The 13,409-nt window shown below is 72.1% G+C and carries 12 protein-coding genes; 6 read left to right on the top strand and 6 right to left on the bottom strand.

Translation table 11 applies throughout. The annotated features are described in order from the left end of the window. Nucleotides 1–48: 48 nt before the first annotated feature. Genes AWQ71_RS08410 through AWQ71_RS08395 form a run of 4 tightly spaced genes read right to left on the bottom strand, consistent with a single transcriptional unit; the run spans nt 49 to nt 4,260 of the window. Nucleotides 49–1,023 (bottom strand): AAA family ATPase, encoded by a 975-nt coding sequence (locus AWQ71_RS08410; protein WP_067129337.1) that lies wholly within the window; start codon nt 1,021–1,023, stop codon nt 49–51. After that, complete coding sequence (locus AWQ71_RS08405; RefSeq protein WP_084258701.1) at nt 1,020–2,189, bottom strand: DUF4350 domain-containing protein; 1,170 nt, start codon at nt 2,187–2,189, stop codon at nt 1,020–1,022. The genes AWQ71_RS08410 and AWQ71_RS08405 overlap by 4 nt, the downstream gene beginning before the upstream one ends. Then, nucleotides 2,186–2,872, bottom strand: a complete 687-nt coding sequence (locus tag AWQ71_RS08400; protein ID WP_245658179.1) for a DUF4129 domain-containing protein — start codon at nt 2,870–2,872, stop codon at nt 2,186–2,188. The genes AWQ71_RS08405 and AWQ71_RS08400 overlap by 4 nt, the downstream gene beginning before the upstream one ends. Beyond that, a complete protein-coding gene (locus AWQ71_RS08395; protein WP_067129333.1) occupies nt 2,869–4,260 on the bottom strand; it encodes a DUF7847 domain-containing protein in 1,392 nt (463 codons plus the stop codon). Before AWQ71_RS08395 ends, AWQ71_RS08400 begins: the two co-directional genes overlap by 4 nt. Nucleotides 4,261–4,594: 334 nt before the next feature. On the opposite strand from AWQ71_RS08395, the gene mtrA reads away from it, so the two are divergent. The 6 genes from mtrA (at nt 4,595) to AWQ71_RS08365 (ending at nt 11,619) form a co-directional block, all read left to right on the top strand. Then, on the top strand, nt 4,595–5,272 hold the full coding sequence (mtrA, locus tag AWQ71_RS08390) for an MtrAB system response regulator MtrA (protein ID WP_030509347.1): 678 nt from the start codon (nt 4,595–4,597) through the stop codon (nt 5,270–5,272). Between the two features lie 18 nt (nt 5,273–5,290). Next, nucleotides 5,291–7,024: an MtrAB system histidine kinase MtrB gene (gene mtrB, locus AWQ71_RS08385; RefSeq protein WP_067129330.1), complete on the top strand. Its 1,734-nt coding sequence runs from the start codon at nt 5,291–5,293 to the stop codon at nt 7,022–7,024. After that, nucleotides 7,014–8,807 (top strand): LpqB family beta-propeller domain-containing protein, encoded by a 1,794-nt coding sequence (locus tag AWQ71_RS08380; protein ID WP_067129327.1) that lies wholly within the window; start codon nt 7,014–7,016, stop codon nt 8,805–8,807. Before mtrB ends, AWQ71_RS08380 begins: the two co-directional genes overlap by 11 nt. Before the next feature lie 47 nt (nt 8,808–8,854). Further along, nucleotides 8,855–9,598, top strand: a complete 744-nt coding sequence (locus AWQ71_RS08375; protein ID WP_067129326.1) for a ComF family protein — start codon at nt 8,855–8,857, stop codon at nt 9,596–9,598. Nucleotides 9,599–10,154: 556 nt separating this feature from the next. Next, complete coding sequence (hpf, locus tag AWQ71_RS08370; RefSeq protein ID WP_067129323.1) at nt 10,155–10,805, top strand: ribosome hibernation-promoting factor, HPF/YfiA family; 651 nt, start codon at nt 10,155–10,157, stop codon at nt 10,803–10,805. A gap of 133 nt (nt 10,806–10,938) precedes the next feature. Next, nucleotides 10,939–11,619 carry a response regulator gene (locus AWQ71_RS08365; protein WP_067129320.1) on the top strand — a complete coding sequence of 227 codons (681 nt, stop codon included), beginning with the start codon at nt 10,939–10,941 and terminating at the stop codon, nt 11,617–11,619. A gap of 7 nt (nt 11,620–11,626) precedes the next feature. Here AWQ71_RS08365 and AWQ71_RS08360 read toward each other — a convergent pair whose 3' ends face one another. Together AWQ71_RS08360 and AWQ71_RS08355 are read right to left on the bottom strand one after the other, a co-directional pair. Further along, a complete protein-coding gene (locus tag AWQ71_RS08360; RefSeq protein ID WP_067129317.1) occupies nt 11,627–12,892 on the bottom strand; it encodes a winged helix-turn-helix domain-containing protein in 1,266 nt (421 codons plus the stop codon). A 60-nt stretch (nt 12,893–12,952) separates the two neighbouring features. Beyond that, nucleotides 12,953–13,228, bottom strand: a complete 276-nt coding sequence (locus tag AWQ71_RS08355; RefSeq protein ID WP_067129314.1) for an HGxxPAAW family protein — start codon at nt 13,226–13,228, stop codon at nt 12,953–12,955. Nucleotides 13,229–13,409 lie beyond the last annotated feature (181 nt).

Below are 13,409 nucleotides of genomic sequence, written 5' to 3'. Positions count from 1 at the left end.
TCGTCCCTCCGTTCACCGATCGGCGCGTCATCAGCGTCATCGGCGTCATCAGCGGGGGACGGGGACGCCGGCGAGGATGCCGTCCAGGACGCCGTCCGGGGTCGCGCCCTCCAGTTCGGCCTCGGGACGGAGCTGGACGCGGTGCCGCAGCGCGGGCCGGGCGAGCGCCTTCACGTCGTCCGGCGTCACGTACGAGCGGCCGGACAGCCAGGCCCAGGCCCGGGAGGCGGCCAGCAACGCCGTCGCGCCGCGCGGGGACACCCCGAGCTGCAGCGAGGGAGAGTTCCGGGTGGCGCGGGCCAGATCGACGATGTAGCCGAGCACCTCCGCGCCCACGTGGACCTGCTTGACCGCCTCCCGGCCCGCGTCCAGGTCGGCCGCGGACGCGACGGCGACGACCGAGGAGAGGTCGCGCGGGTCGAAGCCGAGCGCGTGCCGCTCCAGCACGGCGATCTCCTGCTCGCGCGGCGGCAGCGGCACGGTCAGCTTGAGCAGGAACCGGTCGAGCTGGGCCTCGGGAAGCTGGTAGGTGCCCTCGTACTCGATCGGGTTCTGCGTCGCCACCACGATGAACGGGTCGGGCAGCTTGCGGGCCGCGCCGTCCACGCTGACCTGGCGCTCCTCCATCGCTTCGAGGAGGGCGGCCTGGGTCTTCGGCGGGGTCCGGTTGACCTCGTCGGCGAGCAGCAGGTTGGTGAAGACGGGCCCCTCGCGGAACTCGAACTCCGCCGTCCTGGCGTCGTACACGAGCGAGCCGGTCACGTCGCCGGGCATCAGGTCGGGCGTGAACTGCACCCGTTTGAAGTCCAGCGACAGCGTCGCGGCGAGTGTGCGGACCAGCAGCGTCTTGGCCACGCCGGGGACGCCTTCGAGCAGCACGTGCCCCCGGCACAGCAGCGCGACCACCAGCCCGGTGACGACCGAGTCCTGCCCCACCACCGCCTTGGCGACCTCGGCGCGCAACGTGGCGAGCGTCTCGCGGGCCGCGTCCGCTCCCGGGGAGCCGGGTGTAGATGTGGTCAAGAGTCTCGTACCTGCCTTTCGAGTGTGTCGAGCTGTCCGGCCAGGGCCACCAGGGCGCCGTCGTCCGCGGGCGCCGGCCCGTACAGCGCGGAGCGCACCTCGGGCGCCTCCCGCCCGGTCCGTACGGTGGCCGCGGCGACGATCTCCTCGGGTGCGGCCGTCGGGGGCAGCCCCAGGCGGGGGGCCATCCGGTCGATCGCGGCGGCGCGCAGCGCCTGGGCGGCCCGGTCCCTGGCCCGCCGCGCCCGGTAGAGGCGACCGCGCCCCTCCACGGTTTCGGACGCCCGGACGACCACCGGCAGCCGTTCGGCGACGACGGGACCGAGGCGGCGTCCCCGCCACACGGCGACCACGGCCACCGCGACGGCCAGTTGCAGCATCGCCCACGGGACGGCGTCCGGGATGAGCTCGCCCAGCGTTTTGCCTTCGCCGGTGCCGGTCACGCCGGTCACCGGCTTCTCGGGGGCGGTGAGCCAGATCAGCCGGGGCTTGGCTCCGGTCAGGTTCAGCGCGAGCGCGGCGTTGCCGTCCTCGGCGAGGCGCATGTTCGTCATGAACGCGCTGTCGCCGATCACGGTGACCGTCGCGCCGTCCACGGTGTGCCGTACGAGCGTCGGCCGCCCCGCCGCCGGATAGCAGCCGGCGGCGCCTGCGGGGGCCACGAACGAAACGCCGCCGACGAAGGCGCTGCCCGCGCGGGTCGCCTCGGGGAGCGCGCACCCCGGCTCACGGGACCTGGACCGGACGTCCTTGCCGGTGAGCACGCCCTTGGCCAGGATGTCGAGGTGCGTCTGGGGGCCCGCGATCAGCCGGTCCCCGCCGGCCGCGGCGATCACCCGCGCGTCGTCCGCGCTGAGCGCGACGGTGTCGCCGATGAGGAGCTGGCTGTCCGGGCCCGCGCTCGCGGCCATCGCGGAGACGCTCTCCACCCGTTCGACGGACACGCCGTGCCGCCGGAGCAACTGCGCGAGCGCCTTGCCGCCCTGGAGCGAGGAGTCGGCCGGATCGAGCGGGCGGTCGCCCGTGCCCGGCGACGACAGCAGCACGGGGACCACCGCGGTCACGAGCACCAGCAACGCGATCGCGAGTACGCCGCGCCCGCCTCGCCACACGCTCCCGGCCGTCGGAGAGGTGGAGACCGACGTCGGCGGGGTCGCGGCGCTCACGCGTCCGCCCCCAGGCTCACCCGGGCCGCCGCGAGGAGCCCGTCCAGCTCGGCCACGCTCGCGTAGCCTTCCCGGCTGCCCGGGGCCTCGCCGTACGTGACGTCGTCGAAGAGCCGCGCGGCGGCGGTCAGCGCGACGGCGTGGGCGGGCAACACTCGTCCGGCGTCCGCGGCCAGCTCGGCGGCGGTACGGCCCGGCATGGGGCTGAGAACGGCCCGCTCCTCCAGGTCGCGGGCGATCGCCCGGAGCCGCTCCCTGATCGCCTCGGCCCAGCTCCCGGCGGCCGCCAGCCGTTCGGCCTCGGCCCGGTGCTCGGCGGCCGTGCGTACGGCGCCGCCGAGGAGGCCCTCCTCCACGGCCCGGCGGGACCGGGACACGCGGCGCAGCGACCACACCAGCAGCGCCGCCAGCAGGACGAGCGCCACGACGATGACGACCAGCGCGACCACGCCCCCGGCCCGCCCTCCGGGCGCGCTGTCGAACAGGTCGCCGAGGAGCTGCGTCAGGTGCCGCCACAACCGGTCGACCAGGGACTCCTGCTGGTATCCCGAGCGCAGCAGCTCCTTCGCGGCCTCCTGCCCGGCCTCGTGGCGGCCGAGGTCCAGCGGGGGACCGGGCGCCCGGGGGAGCCGCGGGCCGAGCGCCGCCAGGGCGGCGGCCGGCGCGGATGCGGGCAGGGTCACAGCCGGGGACCGCCCGGAGGCACGCCGTACCCGCCCCACCCGTCCTGGCCCGGGCCGGTGCCGTACGGGGGGCCGTACGCGGAGGCCCCGGCGCCGGCCGCGGCGGCGTTGGACGGGTCCCACAGGTCGTCCACGGAGGAGTGGACCCAGCCCTGCGTCTGGTTCGTCGCCGCGGCCGAGCGCAGCACGAGGTCGAACGCCTCCACCCGCATCCGCCGGTCGGCGTACAGCAGGCCGTTCACGCCGGCCTGGAAGGGATAGGTGATCATCGCGCTCAGTGTGCTGCCGAGGGCGGTGAGGAGGGTGACCGCCACGGCCACCCCCGCCGACGAGCCGCCCAGCAGGCCGACCATCGTGCCGGCGAGCGTGAACGGGAAGGACAGCATGGTGCCGATGAGCCCGGCGAGCAGGCCGGTCAGCAGCACGATGCCGAAGATCCGCCACGAGTCGCCCCTGACCAGCTGCCACGAGCGGCGCATCGCGTCCACCGGGCCGCGTCCCTCCAGCACCACCGCCGGCGCCGACAGCGCGAACTTGGTGCTGAAGAACAGCGCGTACACGGCGTAGGCGGCGAGGCACAGGATGAGGAGGCCGACCAGGCCGACGATGCTGCCGGAGGAGTCATCCAGGGCCCCGGACGTGATCAGCCCGATGAACAGGCCGAAGATGAGCAACGCGGGCAGGATCAGGATCAGGCCTTCGAGCGCCACGAGCCCGAACAGCGCGGGGAACCGCCGCCTGGTCAGCCGCCAGGCCTCGCCGACGGTGATCTTTCCGCCGAACACCGCCCGGCCGAGCACCCGGGTCATGATGCCGGTCAGGATCGTGGTGGCCACGAACGTCAGCGCCATCGAGATCAGCGTGCCGAGGGCCTGCGCGGCCAGCCCGCCCAGCGCGTCGGCCGTCCCGAACGCATCGGGGTCGGCGAGCAGCTCCGACCTGGAGCGCACGTAGATCGCCTGCCCGGCCGACACGGGGAGCGTGGTGACCGCCGCCACGATCGCCGACAGGCCGAGGGTGGCCTTCGGGTGCGACCGCACCATCTTGATCGTGCCGTCGAGGATGTCGCCGAGGGCCAGCGGCCGCAGCGGGACGATCCCCGGTCGCGGTGCCTGCGGCGGCGGCCGGAACCCCTGCGGGCCCGGGCCGTACGCGCCGTAGGAGCCGTACGCGCCGGGCTGTCCGCCGTACTGAGGCTGTCCGCCGTAGGGGGACTGCCCGTACGGCTGGCCCTGCGGCGGCGGGGGCGGAGGCGGCGGCGTCTCGCCCGGCCCGCCCGGGGAGGCCCAGGAGGACCCCTGGTGCCCCCAGTAGGCCGGAGGCTGGTCGGGCGCCCAACCGGGCGGCACATCGGGGGCGGGGCCGTCGTGGTCAGGGCCGTCTGTCATGTCCCAATCCTGGCATGATGTACGACCTCGTGGCAGGGAGAGGCGGCGCGGGAAAGCCCGATCCCGCCCGCGTGAACGCCACTTTCATGATCGAAATAGTGAAACGATCAAGAGCTTCGCGCGCGGATCCGGGCGGGAATTCCCGTTCGGCCGGGCAAAGGACGCCCTGCGAGCCTGGCCGCATTTGGTCACATCATCGCGCGTTCCGCCCCGTGCGCCTAAACTCCTTCCTTTGTCATGGTCGTGTATCGCTCATACGGTCGCCACGGTAGCCTTCCGGTGAACGTGTGATATCGCCCATATCTCTCCAATTGCGTAGAACGAATGAGGGGCCATGAAAGGACGCGTGCTGGTCGTCGATGACGATGCCGCTCTCGCCGAGATGCTCGGCATCGTGTTGCGCGGGGAGGGATTCGAGCCGTCCTTCGTCTCCGACGGTGACAAGGCGCTCGACGCATTCCGGGACACGCGGCCCGACCTGGTCCTTCTCGACCTGATGCTCCCCGGCGCCGACGGCATCGACGTGTGCCGTCGCATCCGCGCCGAGTCCGGCGTGCCGATCGTCATGCTGACGGCCAAGAGCGACACCATCGACGTCGTGCTCGGGCTGGAGTCCGGCGCCGACGACTACATCGTCAAGCCGTTCAAGCCCAAGGAGCTCGTCGCCCGGGTGCGCGCCCGGCTGCGCCGCACCGACGAGCCGACCCCCGAGATCCTCCAGATCGGGGACATCACCATCGATGTCGCCGGGCACTCGGTCAAGCGCGGCGAGGAGACCATCAACCTGACGCCGCTGGAGTTCGACCTGCTGGTCGCCCTGGCCCGCAAGCCGCGCCAGGTCTTCACCCGCGAGGTCCTGCTGGAGCAGGTCTGGGGCTACCGCCACGCGGCCGACACCCGGCTGGTCAACGTGCACGTCCAGCGGCTCCGCGCCAAGATCGAGAAGGACCCCGAGCACCCCGAGATCGTCGTCACGGTCCGCGGCGTCGGATACAAGGCCGGCCCGGCCTAACCTCCTGGTCGACCCGCGATGCCCGTCCCCGCCAAACACCCCCTCCGGAGGAGCCCACGCCAGATCGCGCGCGGCGTCCGCCGGAGGGCCCGGCACGCCGCGCGCCGGGCCCGCGGCGTGTGGCGGCGCTCGCTCCAGCTCCAGGTGGTGACCAGCACCCTGGTCATCTCGATGACCGTGGTCGTGGTCCTCGGCGTCTTCCTGATGCAGTCCATCGTCAAGTCCATGGTCGACGGCCGTAGGAACGTCGCCGTCGCCGAGGCCGCCGCGAACGTCACCACCATCTCGGGCCACCTGGAGAACCCTCCCCTCGCCGGCGACTCCACCAAGCAGCCGGCGTCCGGGGACGGTGCGGCGACCTCCTCGGACAACCCCGTGGACGTGGTCGCCCAGAGCCTCGCCGAGCGGGCCGGGTCCCGCTACAGCGTGGTCATCCGCAACGACATGGCCGTGGGCGAGGACCGGGCGACCGGCAACATCGACTGGCGGAGCGTTCCCGAGACGATGCGCGAGAAGGTGCGCAAGCTCGGCCCGCTGGACCCGCCCTACGCGCAGATCGGCGTCCAGCTGCACTTCCTCGGCAAGGCCCCCGAGATCGGCATGGTGGTCGGCGCCAAGGTCGTCTCGTACAACGGCACCGTCTACGAGATCTACCACCTCTTCCCGATGGGCGAGGAGGAGCGGACCCTGTCGTCCATCAGGCAGCTCCTCATCGTCGTCGGCGCCGTCCTCGTGCTGCTGCTCGCCGCCATCGCCTCGCTGGTCACCCGCCAGGTCGTCACGCCCGTACGGCTCGCCCGCCAGGCGGCGGAACGGCTCGCGGCCGGCCGCCTGGAGGAGCGGCTCAAGGTGCGCGGCGAGGACGACCTGGCCCGGCTGGCCACGTCGTTCAACGAGATGGCGTCCAACCTCGCCGTCAAGATCCACCAGCTTGAGGAGCTGTCCCAGGTCCAGCGGCAGTTCGTGTCCGACGTGTCGCACGAGCTGCGCACCCCGCTGACCACGGTCAGGATGGCCGCCGACCTGCTCTACGAGAGCCGCGACGACTTCGAACCGGCCGCCCGGCGCTCGGCCGAGCTGATGCAGAACCAGCTCGAACGCTTCGAGTCGATGCTCGCCGACCTGCTGGAGATCAGCAGGTACGACGCGGGAGCCGCGACGCTCGACCTGGAGCCGGTGGACATGCGCGACGTGGTGCTGAGCGCGATCGGCGACTCCGAGGCGCTGGCGGAGCAGCACGCGACCCGCTTCGAGCTGCGCCTGCCCAGCGAGCCCTGCATGGCCGAGGTGGACAGCCGCCGGGTGGAGCGCATCCTGCGCAACCTGCTGTTCAACGCGATCGAGCACGGCGAGGGCAAGGACATCGTCGTCACGCTGGGCGGCGACAGGGACGCCGTGGCGGTCGCCGTGCGCGACCACGGCGTGGGGCTGAAACCGGGCGAGGAGAACCTGGTCTTCGACCGGTTCTGGCGGGCCGACCCCTCACGGGCCAGGACCATCGGGGGGACGGGGCTCGGCCTGGCCATCTCACGCGAGGACGCGCTGCTGCACGGGGGCTGGCTCCAGGCGTGGGGGTCGCCGGGGGAGGGGACCCAGTTCCGGCTCTCGCTCCCGCGCCAGGAGGGGGCGGAACTGAGGGGGTCACCGCTCCCCCTAGTGCCGCCCGAGGTCGAGATGCGGCGGAGCTGGCGCGGCCACGTGTCCGCGCTGCCCACGGGGATGGGGGACGGGGGCGTCTTCGATGTGGATTAGGTCGGGCCCGATCAGGTACGCGGCGGCCGCGGTCACCGCGCTCGCGCTCGCGGGCAGTGGGACGGCGTGCGCCGTCATCCCGACCAGCGGGAGCCCCATCCCGGCCAAGGAGGAGAGCAACAGCGATCCGCTCAACGCGCCGTACGTGCGGATGATCGCCGCGCCGCCGAAGGCGGGCGCCCAGCCGCTCGACATCGTCGCGGGCTTCCGCGCCGCGATGGCGAGCGTGGAGGACCCCGACTGGAAGATCGCCAAGCAGTACCTCACCGGCGACGCGCTCACCGAGTGGAACCCCGAGAGCGGCGTCACCGTCTTCGACGCGGCCCGCCCCAAGGAGGAGAGCGACGGCGGCGGCGTCACCATGACCTTCCGCGGCACGGTCGCCGCGACCATCGACGGCGAGGGGCGCTACCAGGACCTCACGCTCACCGGCGCCGACCGGGACGTGACGTTCGCGCTCAAGAAGGTCGGCGAGGAGTGGCGCATCTCCGCCGCGCCGCCGGGACTGCTTCTCTCGTCCTCCGACATCAAGCGCGCGTACGAGGCGTTCGACCTCTACTACCCGGACGTCAGCGGCAGGTGGCTCGTCGCCGACCACGTCGCCATCCCGATCGACCCGAGCGAGAGCCAGGTGGAGACCCTGGTGCGGTGGCTGCTGCGCGGCCCCGGGCAGTCGCTGCGCGGCGCGGTGGGGAACGTCCTCCCCGAGGGTGCCCGGCTGATCCGCGTCGCCGCCGACGGCGACAGCGTGATCCTCGACTTCACCTCCGCGATGGCGGTGATCGGCGACCGGTCCGACCAGCTCAGGGCGGTCTGCGCACAGCTCGCCTGGACGCTCGGCCAGGTCGTCCCCGGCCAGAGCATCCAGATCCAGGTGAACGGGGAGCCGCTCCCGGGGGACGGCCGCAGCATCAAGTCGCAGAACTACCCCGAGTTCAACCCCGCCGTCCTCACCGGCGAGCAGCCCGCCTACTTCATGCGGGGCGGGGTGCTGCACCGGATCGACCACGACGCGGACGACCCGGTGGTCGAGGGCGTGGCGGGCCAGAAGACCATGGGCTTCTCCTCTCCGGCGATCTCCGGCACCGACCGGATGGCCAAGGTGGCCGCGCTCGGCGACGACGGCGCCGTCTACGTCTCCTCCATGACCGAGGACAGCCGCTGGGACAAGTGGATGGGCGGCACGAAGGGCAGCACCCTCACCCCGCCCTCCTGGGACCGCTACGGCGCCGTGTGGGCGGCCGAGAACATCGCCGGCGAGCTGCGCGTCTGGACCGCGTACGGCGCGGCGCCGCAGCGGGTCCTCATCCCGGCCGACATCGCCGAGGCCAACGTCGAGGCGCTTCGCGTCGCCCGTGACGGCGCCCGCGTGGCGATGATCGTCGACAACGGCCACGGACCCGAGGTGCGGACCGGCCCGATCATCCGGGACGAGGGCAACCCGCGGATCGGCGAGCTGCGGACGCTGGTGGAGGCCAAGGAGAACCAGCGCATCCTCGACGTCGCCTGGAAGGACGGGCAGCACGTCGTCGTCCTGTCCGACAGCCTCAAGGGCGGGCGCGTCTACACCGTGTACTCGGTGACCGACGGGCGGTCGGAGGAGCCCAAGTCGGCCGCGCACGTGTCGACCATCAGCGCGGCTGGGGACTCCCTGCTCGCCGGCGGCGACGACAGCGGCGACGGCGGCGACGGAGGCGAGGTCCTGTCCTGGGACGCCAAGAAGAGCCAATGGGTGACCGAGGCCAAGGACGGCGCGAGCACCCCCGTCTACCCCCTCGGCTGAGTTCCGCGCGGGGCGGAACTGTCGGTGGTCCCTGACAGGGTGGGCGAGTGCTCGCGGCCCTGCTCGACCTGGTCCTGCCGCCCCGGTGCGCCGGGTGTGGCGAGCCCGGCGCGCTCGTCTGCCCGCTCTGTCTGGAGGAGGTCCTCCGCGAGCCGGCGACGCGCCCGCCCGACCCGGTTCCTCCCGGCCTGCCCGAGTGCTGGTCGGCGACCCGTTATGACGGCGCCGCCCGCCGGGTCCTGCTGGCCTACAAGGAGCGCGGCCGTACGGCCCTGGCCCCTCTGCTGTCCGCGGTCCTGGCCGAGGTCGCGGAGACCGCCCTCGCGGCCCACGCCTGGCGTCCTGGGCATCCCTCCGTCGCCCTGGTGCCCGTGCCCAGCGCCCGCGCCGCCTCGCGCAGGCGCGGCCACGACCCGGTCGGCGTGATCACGTCCGGGGCGGCGAAACTGCTGCGGCGGCGCGGGCTTCCGGTCACCGCCGCGCCGATGCTGCGGCAGGGCCGCCGGGTGGCGGACCAGGCGGGCCTCAGCTCCACGCAGCGGGCCGCCAACCTGCGGGACGCATTCGTGGCCGCCCCGAGCCGCACCGCCGTCGCACGGCCCTCTGGCGGCCGTGTGGGCGCCGTCCTGCTGGTTGACGACATCGTCACCACCGGCGCGACCCTCGCGGAGGCGGCCCGCGCAGTACGGGAGACCGGCGCCGCAGTGCCGCTGGCGATCACCGTCGCCGCCACGCCGAGAACCCGGGAAAGGGACCGGAATCCGATGGCGCGACACGCCAGGGAGACATAGATCACGCCGTTGACGGAGGGTAAAGAAACGATCGATCCAGGCTTTGTGTCCGATGCCACAACTTTGGTCCGCGATGGACAGGAAGTCCTGTTCAGCGGGCACTGTACCCCTGGGCGACAGGGGCGAACCGTTCGCGCCGGACCGGTGGCGCGGAGGACGGATCTTCCCGGAGGTCACCGACTGTGATCGATCGGCGAGGCGCGCGGCTGACATTCGGCCCGGCAGCGACTAGCGTTCAGGACATGGCACCCGTTCGGGTCCGTGGTTGCGCCGGATCGACCCCCTTGAGGGGGCCGGTTCTGCTAGCCGATGCCAGCCGCAGGCGAAACGGTCCACGTAAGGCGACTCTTGGTCGTCCGATCACGGTGCGGCTTAGAGGTAAGTCCTGCCTTCCCGGGGGTCCAGATGTCCCCCGCAAGGAGAGAAGGGCGTTAGTGGCAAAGAGCTGCGAATCCCTCAGCAGGCGGATGTGGGGACGAAGACCAGGTCGGCCGGACGGGTGCCGCGAGCGCGTCGCGCTCTCCATCACAGTCGAGATGCGAAGGGGGGCTTTTGCGTGGACATCATCGTCAAGGGACGGCACACCGGTGTGAGTGACCGATTCCGTGAGCACGTGACCACGAAGCTGGCCAGAATCGAGCGACTGGACAACCGGCTCATCCGGGCGGACGTGGAAGTGTCCAAGGAGCGGAATCCTCGGATGAGCGATCAGCGGGAGCGCGTGGAGCTGACGGTCCGCTCCCGGGGCCCGGCGATCCGCGCCGAGGCCGCGGCGGACGATCGCTTCGCGGCGCTGGACCTCGCGCTGAGCAAGCTGGAGGCCCGCCTGCGCAAGCTGGCGGACCGGCGCAAGGTCCATCACGGGAAGAGCAGCCCGCCCTCGGTGGGCATCCTCACGGCCGGACTGGGCGAGGCCACCCCGGAGGTCACCGGGCCGTCGCTCCAGGCTGAGTCCCGGACCGAGGTCCCGCAGCAGACTGCGTACGAGGAACCGATCGTGCAGATCGAAATGGACGGCGAGGGGCCGCTCGTCGTCCGGGAGAAGTTCCACGAGGCCGACCCGATGACGATCGACCAGGCTCTTCTTGAAATGGAGCTCGTCGGGCACGACTTCTTCCTCTTCAGAGACAAGGAAAGCGGGCACCCGAGCGTCGTCTACCGCCGGCGTGGCTACAGCTACGGCGTGCTCAGACTGGTCGAGCGATAGGAGCCACCCGTGGATTCCGCGCCCCGCGGAATCCACGGGCCGGGCCCGTCCCCCGCGAACGAAGATCCTCTCTCGCGCCGGAAGCCGTGTAATGATGGCGACCCGGCTACCTTGACCCCCGCAAGGAGGAGAAGTGAGGGAGCGAAGCGGTGAGCCGATCCGCGTCCTCATCGTGGACGACCACGCGCTGATCCGCCGCAGCCTGGAGCTCGCGCTGGCCGCCGAGGACGACATCGAGGTGGTCGGCGAGGCGAGCGACGGCCAGGAAGCGGTGGAGCTCGCCGGCCGGTTGCTTCCCGACGTGGTGCTCATGGACGTGCGGATGCCCCGGCAGGACGGCATCGGGGCCACGCGGAGCATCAAGGAGTCGGTGCCGAGCACGCGGATCATCATGCTGACCGTGAGCGACGAGGAGGAGGACCTCTTCGACGCGATCAAGGCCGGCGCCACCGGCTACCTTCTCAAGGACGTCCAGCTGGACGAGGTGCCCGACGCCGTGCGCGGCGTTCACGAGGGCCAGTCGCTCATCAACCCGGCGATGGCGGCCAAGCTGATCAGCGAGTTCCAGCACATGAGCCGCAAGGAGGCCGAACGGCCGCCGCAGCTCCCGGTGCCCCGGCTGACCGAGCGCGAGATGGAGGTGCTCCGGCTGGTCGCCAAGGGCATGAACAACCGGGAGATCGCCAAGGATCTGTTCATCTCCGAGAACACCGTCAAGAACCACGTGCGCAACATCCTGGAGAAGCTCCAGCTGCACTCCCGGATGGAGGCGGTCGTCTACGCCGTCCGGGAGCGCCTGCTGGAGATCACCTGACGGTGGCTCAGGCGGGGCCGTCCGGCGGCTCCGCCTGAGCGGCGAGCGCGGCCCGCAGCGGACCCTCGTGCTCGGGCGAGGTGACGCGCTCGACGCGGACGCTCGTGCAGCCGACCCAGCTCGCCGCCTCCCACAGCGCGTCCCGCATCGCCTCGACGGCCGCGGCCGGTCGGGGCCCCGGCTCGAACCCGACCTGCCGGGCGACGAAAACCGACCCCTCCCGGGCCGGATCCACCCGGCCGACGATTCGTCCGCCGGCCAGCACCGGCATCGCGAAGTATCCGTGCACGCGCTTGTGCTTCGGGACGTACGCCTCCAGACGGTGGCTCAGCCCGAAGACGCGCTCGGCGCGCGCCCGCTCCCAGATGAGCGAGTCGAAAGGGGACAGGAGCGTCGTGCGGTGCCGTCCGCGGGGCTCGTCCTCCAGGGCGGGCGGATCGGCCCAGGCGTTGGCCGCCCCGTCGCCCGTGGCGCCCCGCCGCGCCCGCGCGGCCGGCCAGCCGGAGACGCGGACCGGCGTCAGCCCGGCGGCCCCGCTCTCCAGGGCGTCGTCGAGGAGCTCCGCGTACCTGCCCGTAACCCGGGTGAAGTCGACGAGGTCGGCCCGCGTCGCCACGCCGAGGGAGCGGCCGGCGATGGCGGTGAGCGCGGCCACGCCCTCCGCGTCGGTCACCTCCCGGTCGAGCAGGTCACGGGGGACGGCCCGCTCGGCCAGGTCGTAGACGCGCCGCCAGCCGACCCGCCGGGTGCAGACCACCTCACCGATGTCCAGCAGGTATTCGATCGAGATCTTGGCGTCGGACCAGTCCCACCATTCGCCCGCCTGCGTCGCGCCGGAGGCGCGCCGATCGACCCGGGCGCCGCCGATGTCGGTCGTCGTGATCGGGCCGTCCTGCCGGACCTGCTCCAGGATCTTGTCCACCGTGGGCGGCACCTCGTGCCAGCGGTACCGCCGCTCCCGGTAGGCGCGGCGGCGGAACGCGTACAGGGGCCAGTGTTCGAGGGGAAGGATGCAGGCGGCGTGGCACCAGTACTCGAAGGCCTGCGCCGGATCGCGCCAGTACGCCCGCTCGGCCGCCGCCCGGCCGATGGCTCCGAGCCGGGCGTACGCGACGAGTTCATGAGAACGTGCGAGCACCGAGATGGTGTCGAGTTGTACCGCGCCCACGCGCCGGAGCATGCCGCGCACTCCGCCACTCCGGGAGCGGGCGCCGAGGAAACCCTGGGCCCGGAGGATGATCCTGCGGGCCTCGTCTGCTGTCAGGTCCGTCACAGCGGCCGATGTTAGACGCTGTGACCGACAAAACGACTACGACGGTGTTACGGGGCCGGATCAGTGCTGGGGAAGCTCGTGGTGCTCGAAGGGGGAGCGGTGCTCGCGCTCGGGCATCACCCGCGGGGCGTCGATGATCACATCGGAGAAGATGTCGACCAGAAGGGCGACCACGCCACCGACCGCGCAGATGCCCGCTCCGACCCAGAAAGTGATCCAACTCGGCCCGAGAGTGAGGCCGACGCCGCCGACGGTGAAACCGGCGACAATGATGATGACGGCGAGCCAAGACTTGGGGCTTCCGCCATGACTGCCCTGATGTGCGCTTTCTGCCATACACCGTTTTCTACCCGATGGCCTTGTCGGTACGCGAGCCGGGGAACGACTGAGAGGCTTCGGCCGTTGTAATGACGCCGCTCCGTCCTCTCTCAGGTGGCTGTGTCCAGTGATGGAACGGCCTACGATGGCAGCGGGGAAGTATGTCTCGTCCTCACACTCCGGTGGATCCGCCGGGGTA

The sequence above is a fragment of the Microtetraspora malaysiensis genome (assembly GCF_001528665.1).
Lineage (GTDB): Bacteria > Actinomycetota > Actinomycetes > Streptosporangiales > Streptosporangiaceae > Microtetraspora_A > Microtetraspora_A malaysiensis.
The sequence above is the reverse complement of the archived record's forward strand: the minus strand, read 5'-3'. Positions and strand labels throughout refer to the sequence as shown.

What these genes read in the sequence shown, in the direction of transcription:
- AWQ71_RS08395 (WP_067129333.1), bottom strand. Translation starts at nt 4,260, where the DNA reads ATGACAGACGGCCCTGACCACGACGGCCCCGCCCCCGATGTGCCGCCC.
- mtrA (WP_030509347.1), top strand. Translation starts at nt 4,595, where the DNA reads ATGAAAGGACGCGTGCTGGTCGTCGATGACGATGCCGCTCTCGCCGAG.
- mtrB (WP_067129330.1), top strand. Translation starts at nt 5,291, where the DNA reads ATGCCCGTCCCCGCCAAACACCCCCTCCGGAGGAGCCCACGCCAGATC.
- AWQ71_RS08380 (WP_067129327.1), top strand. Translation starts at nt 7,014, where the DNA reads ATGTGGATTAGGTCGGGCCCGATCAGGTACGCGGCGGCCGCGGTCACC.
- AWQ71_RS08355 (WP_067129314.1), bottom strand. Translation starts at nt 13,228, where the DNA reads ATGGCAGAAAGCGCACATCAGGGCAGTCATGGCGGAAGCCCCAAGTCT.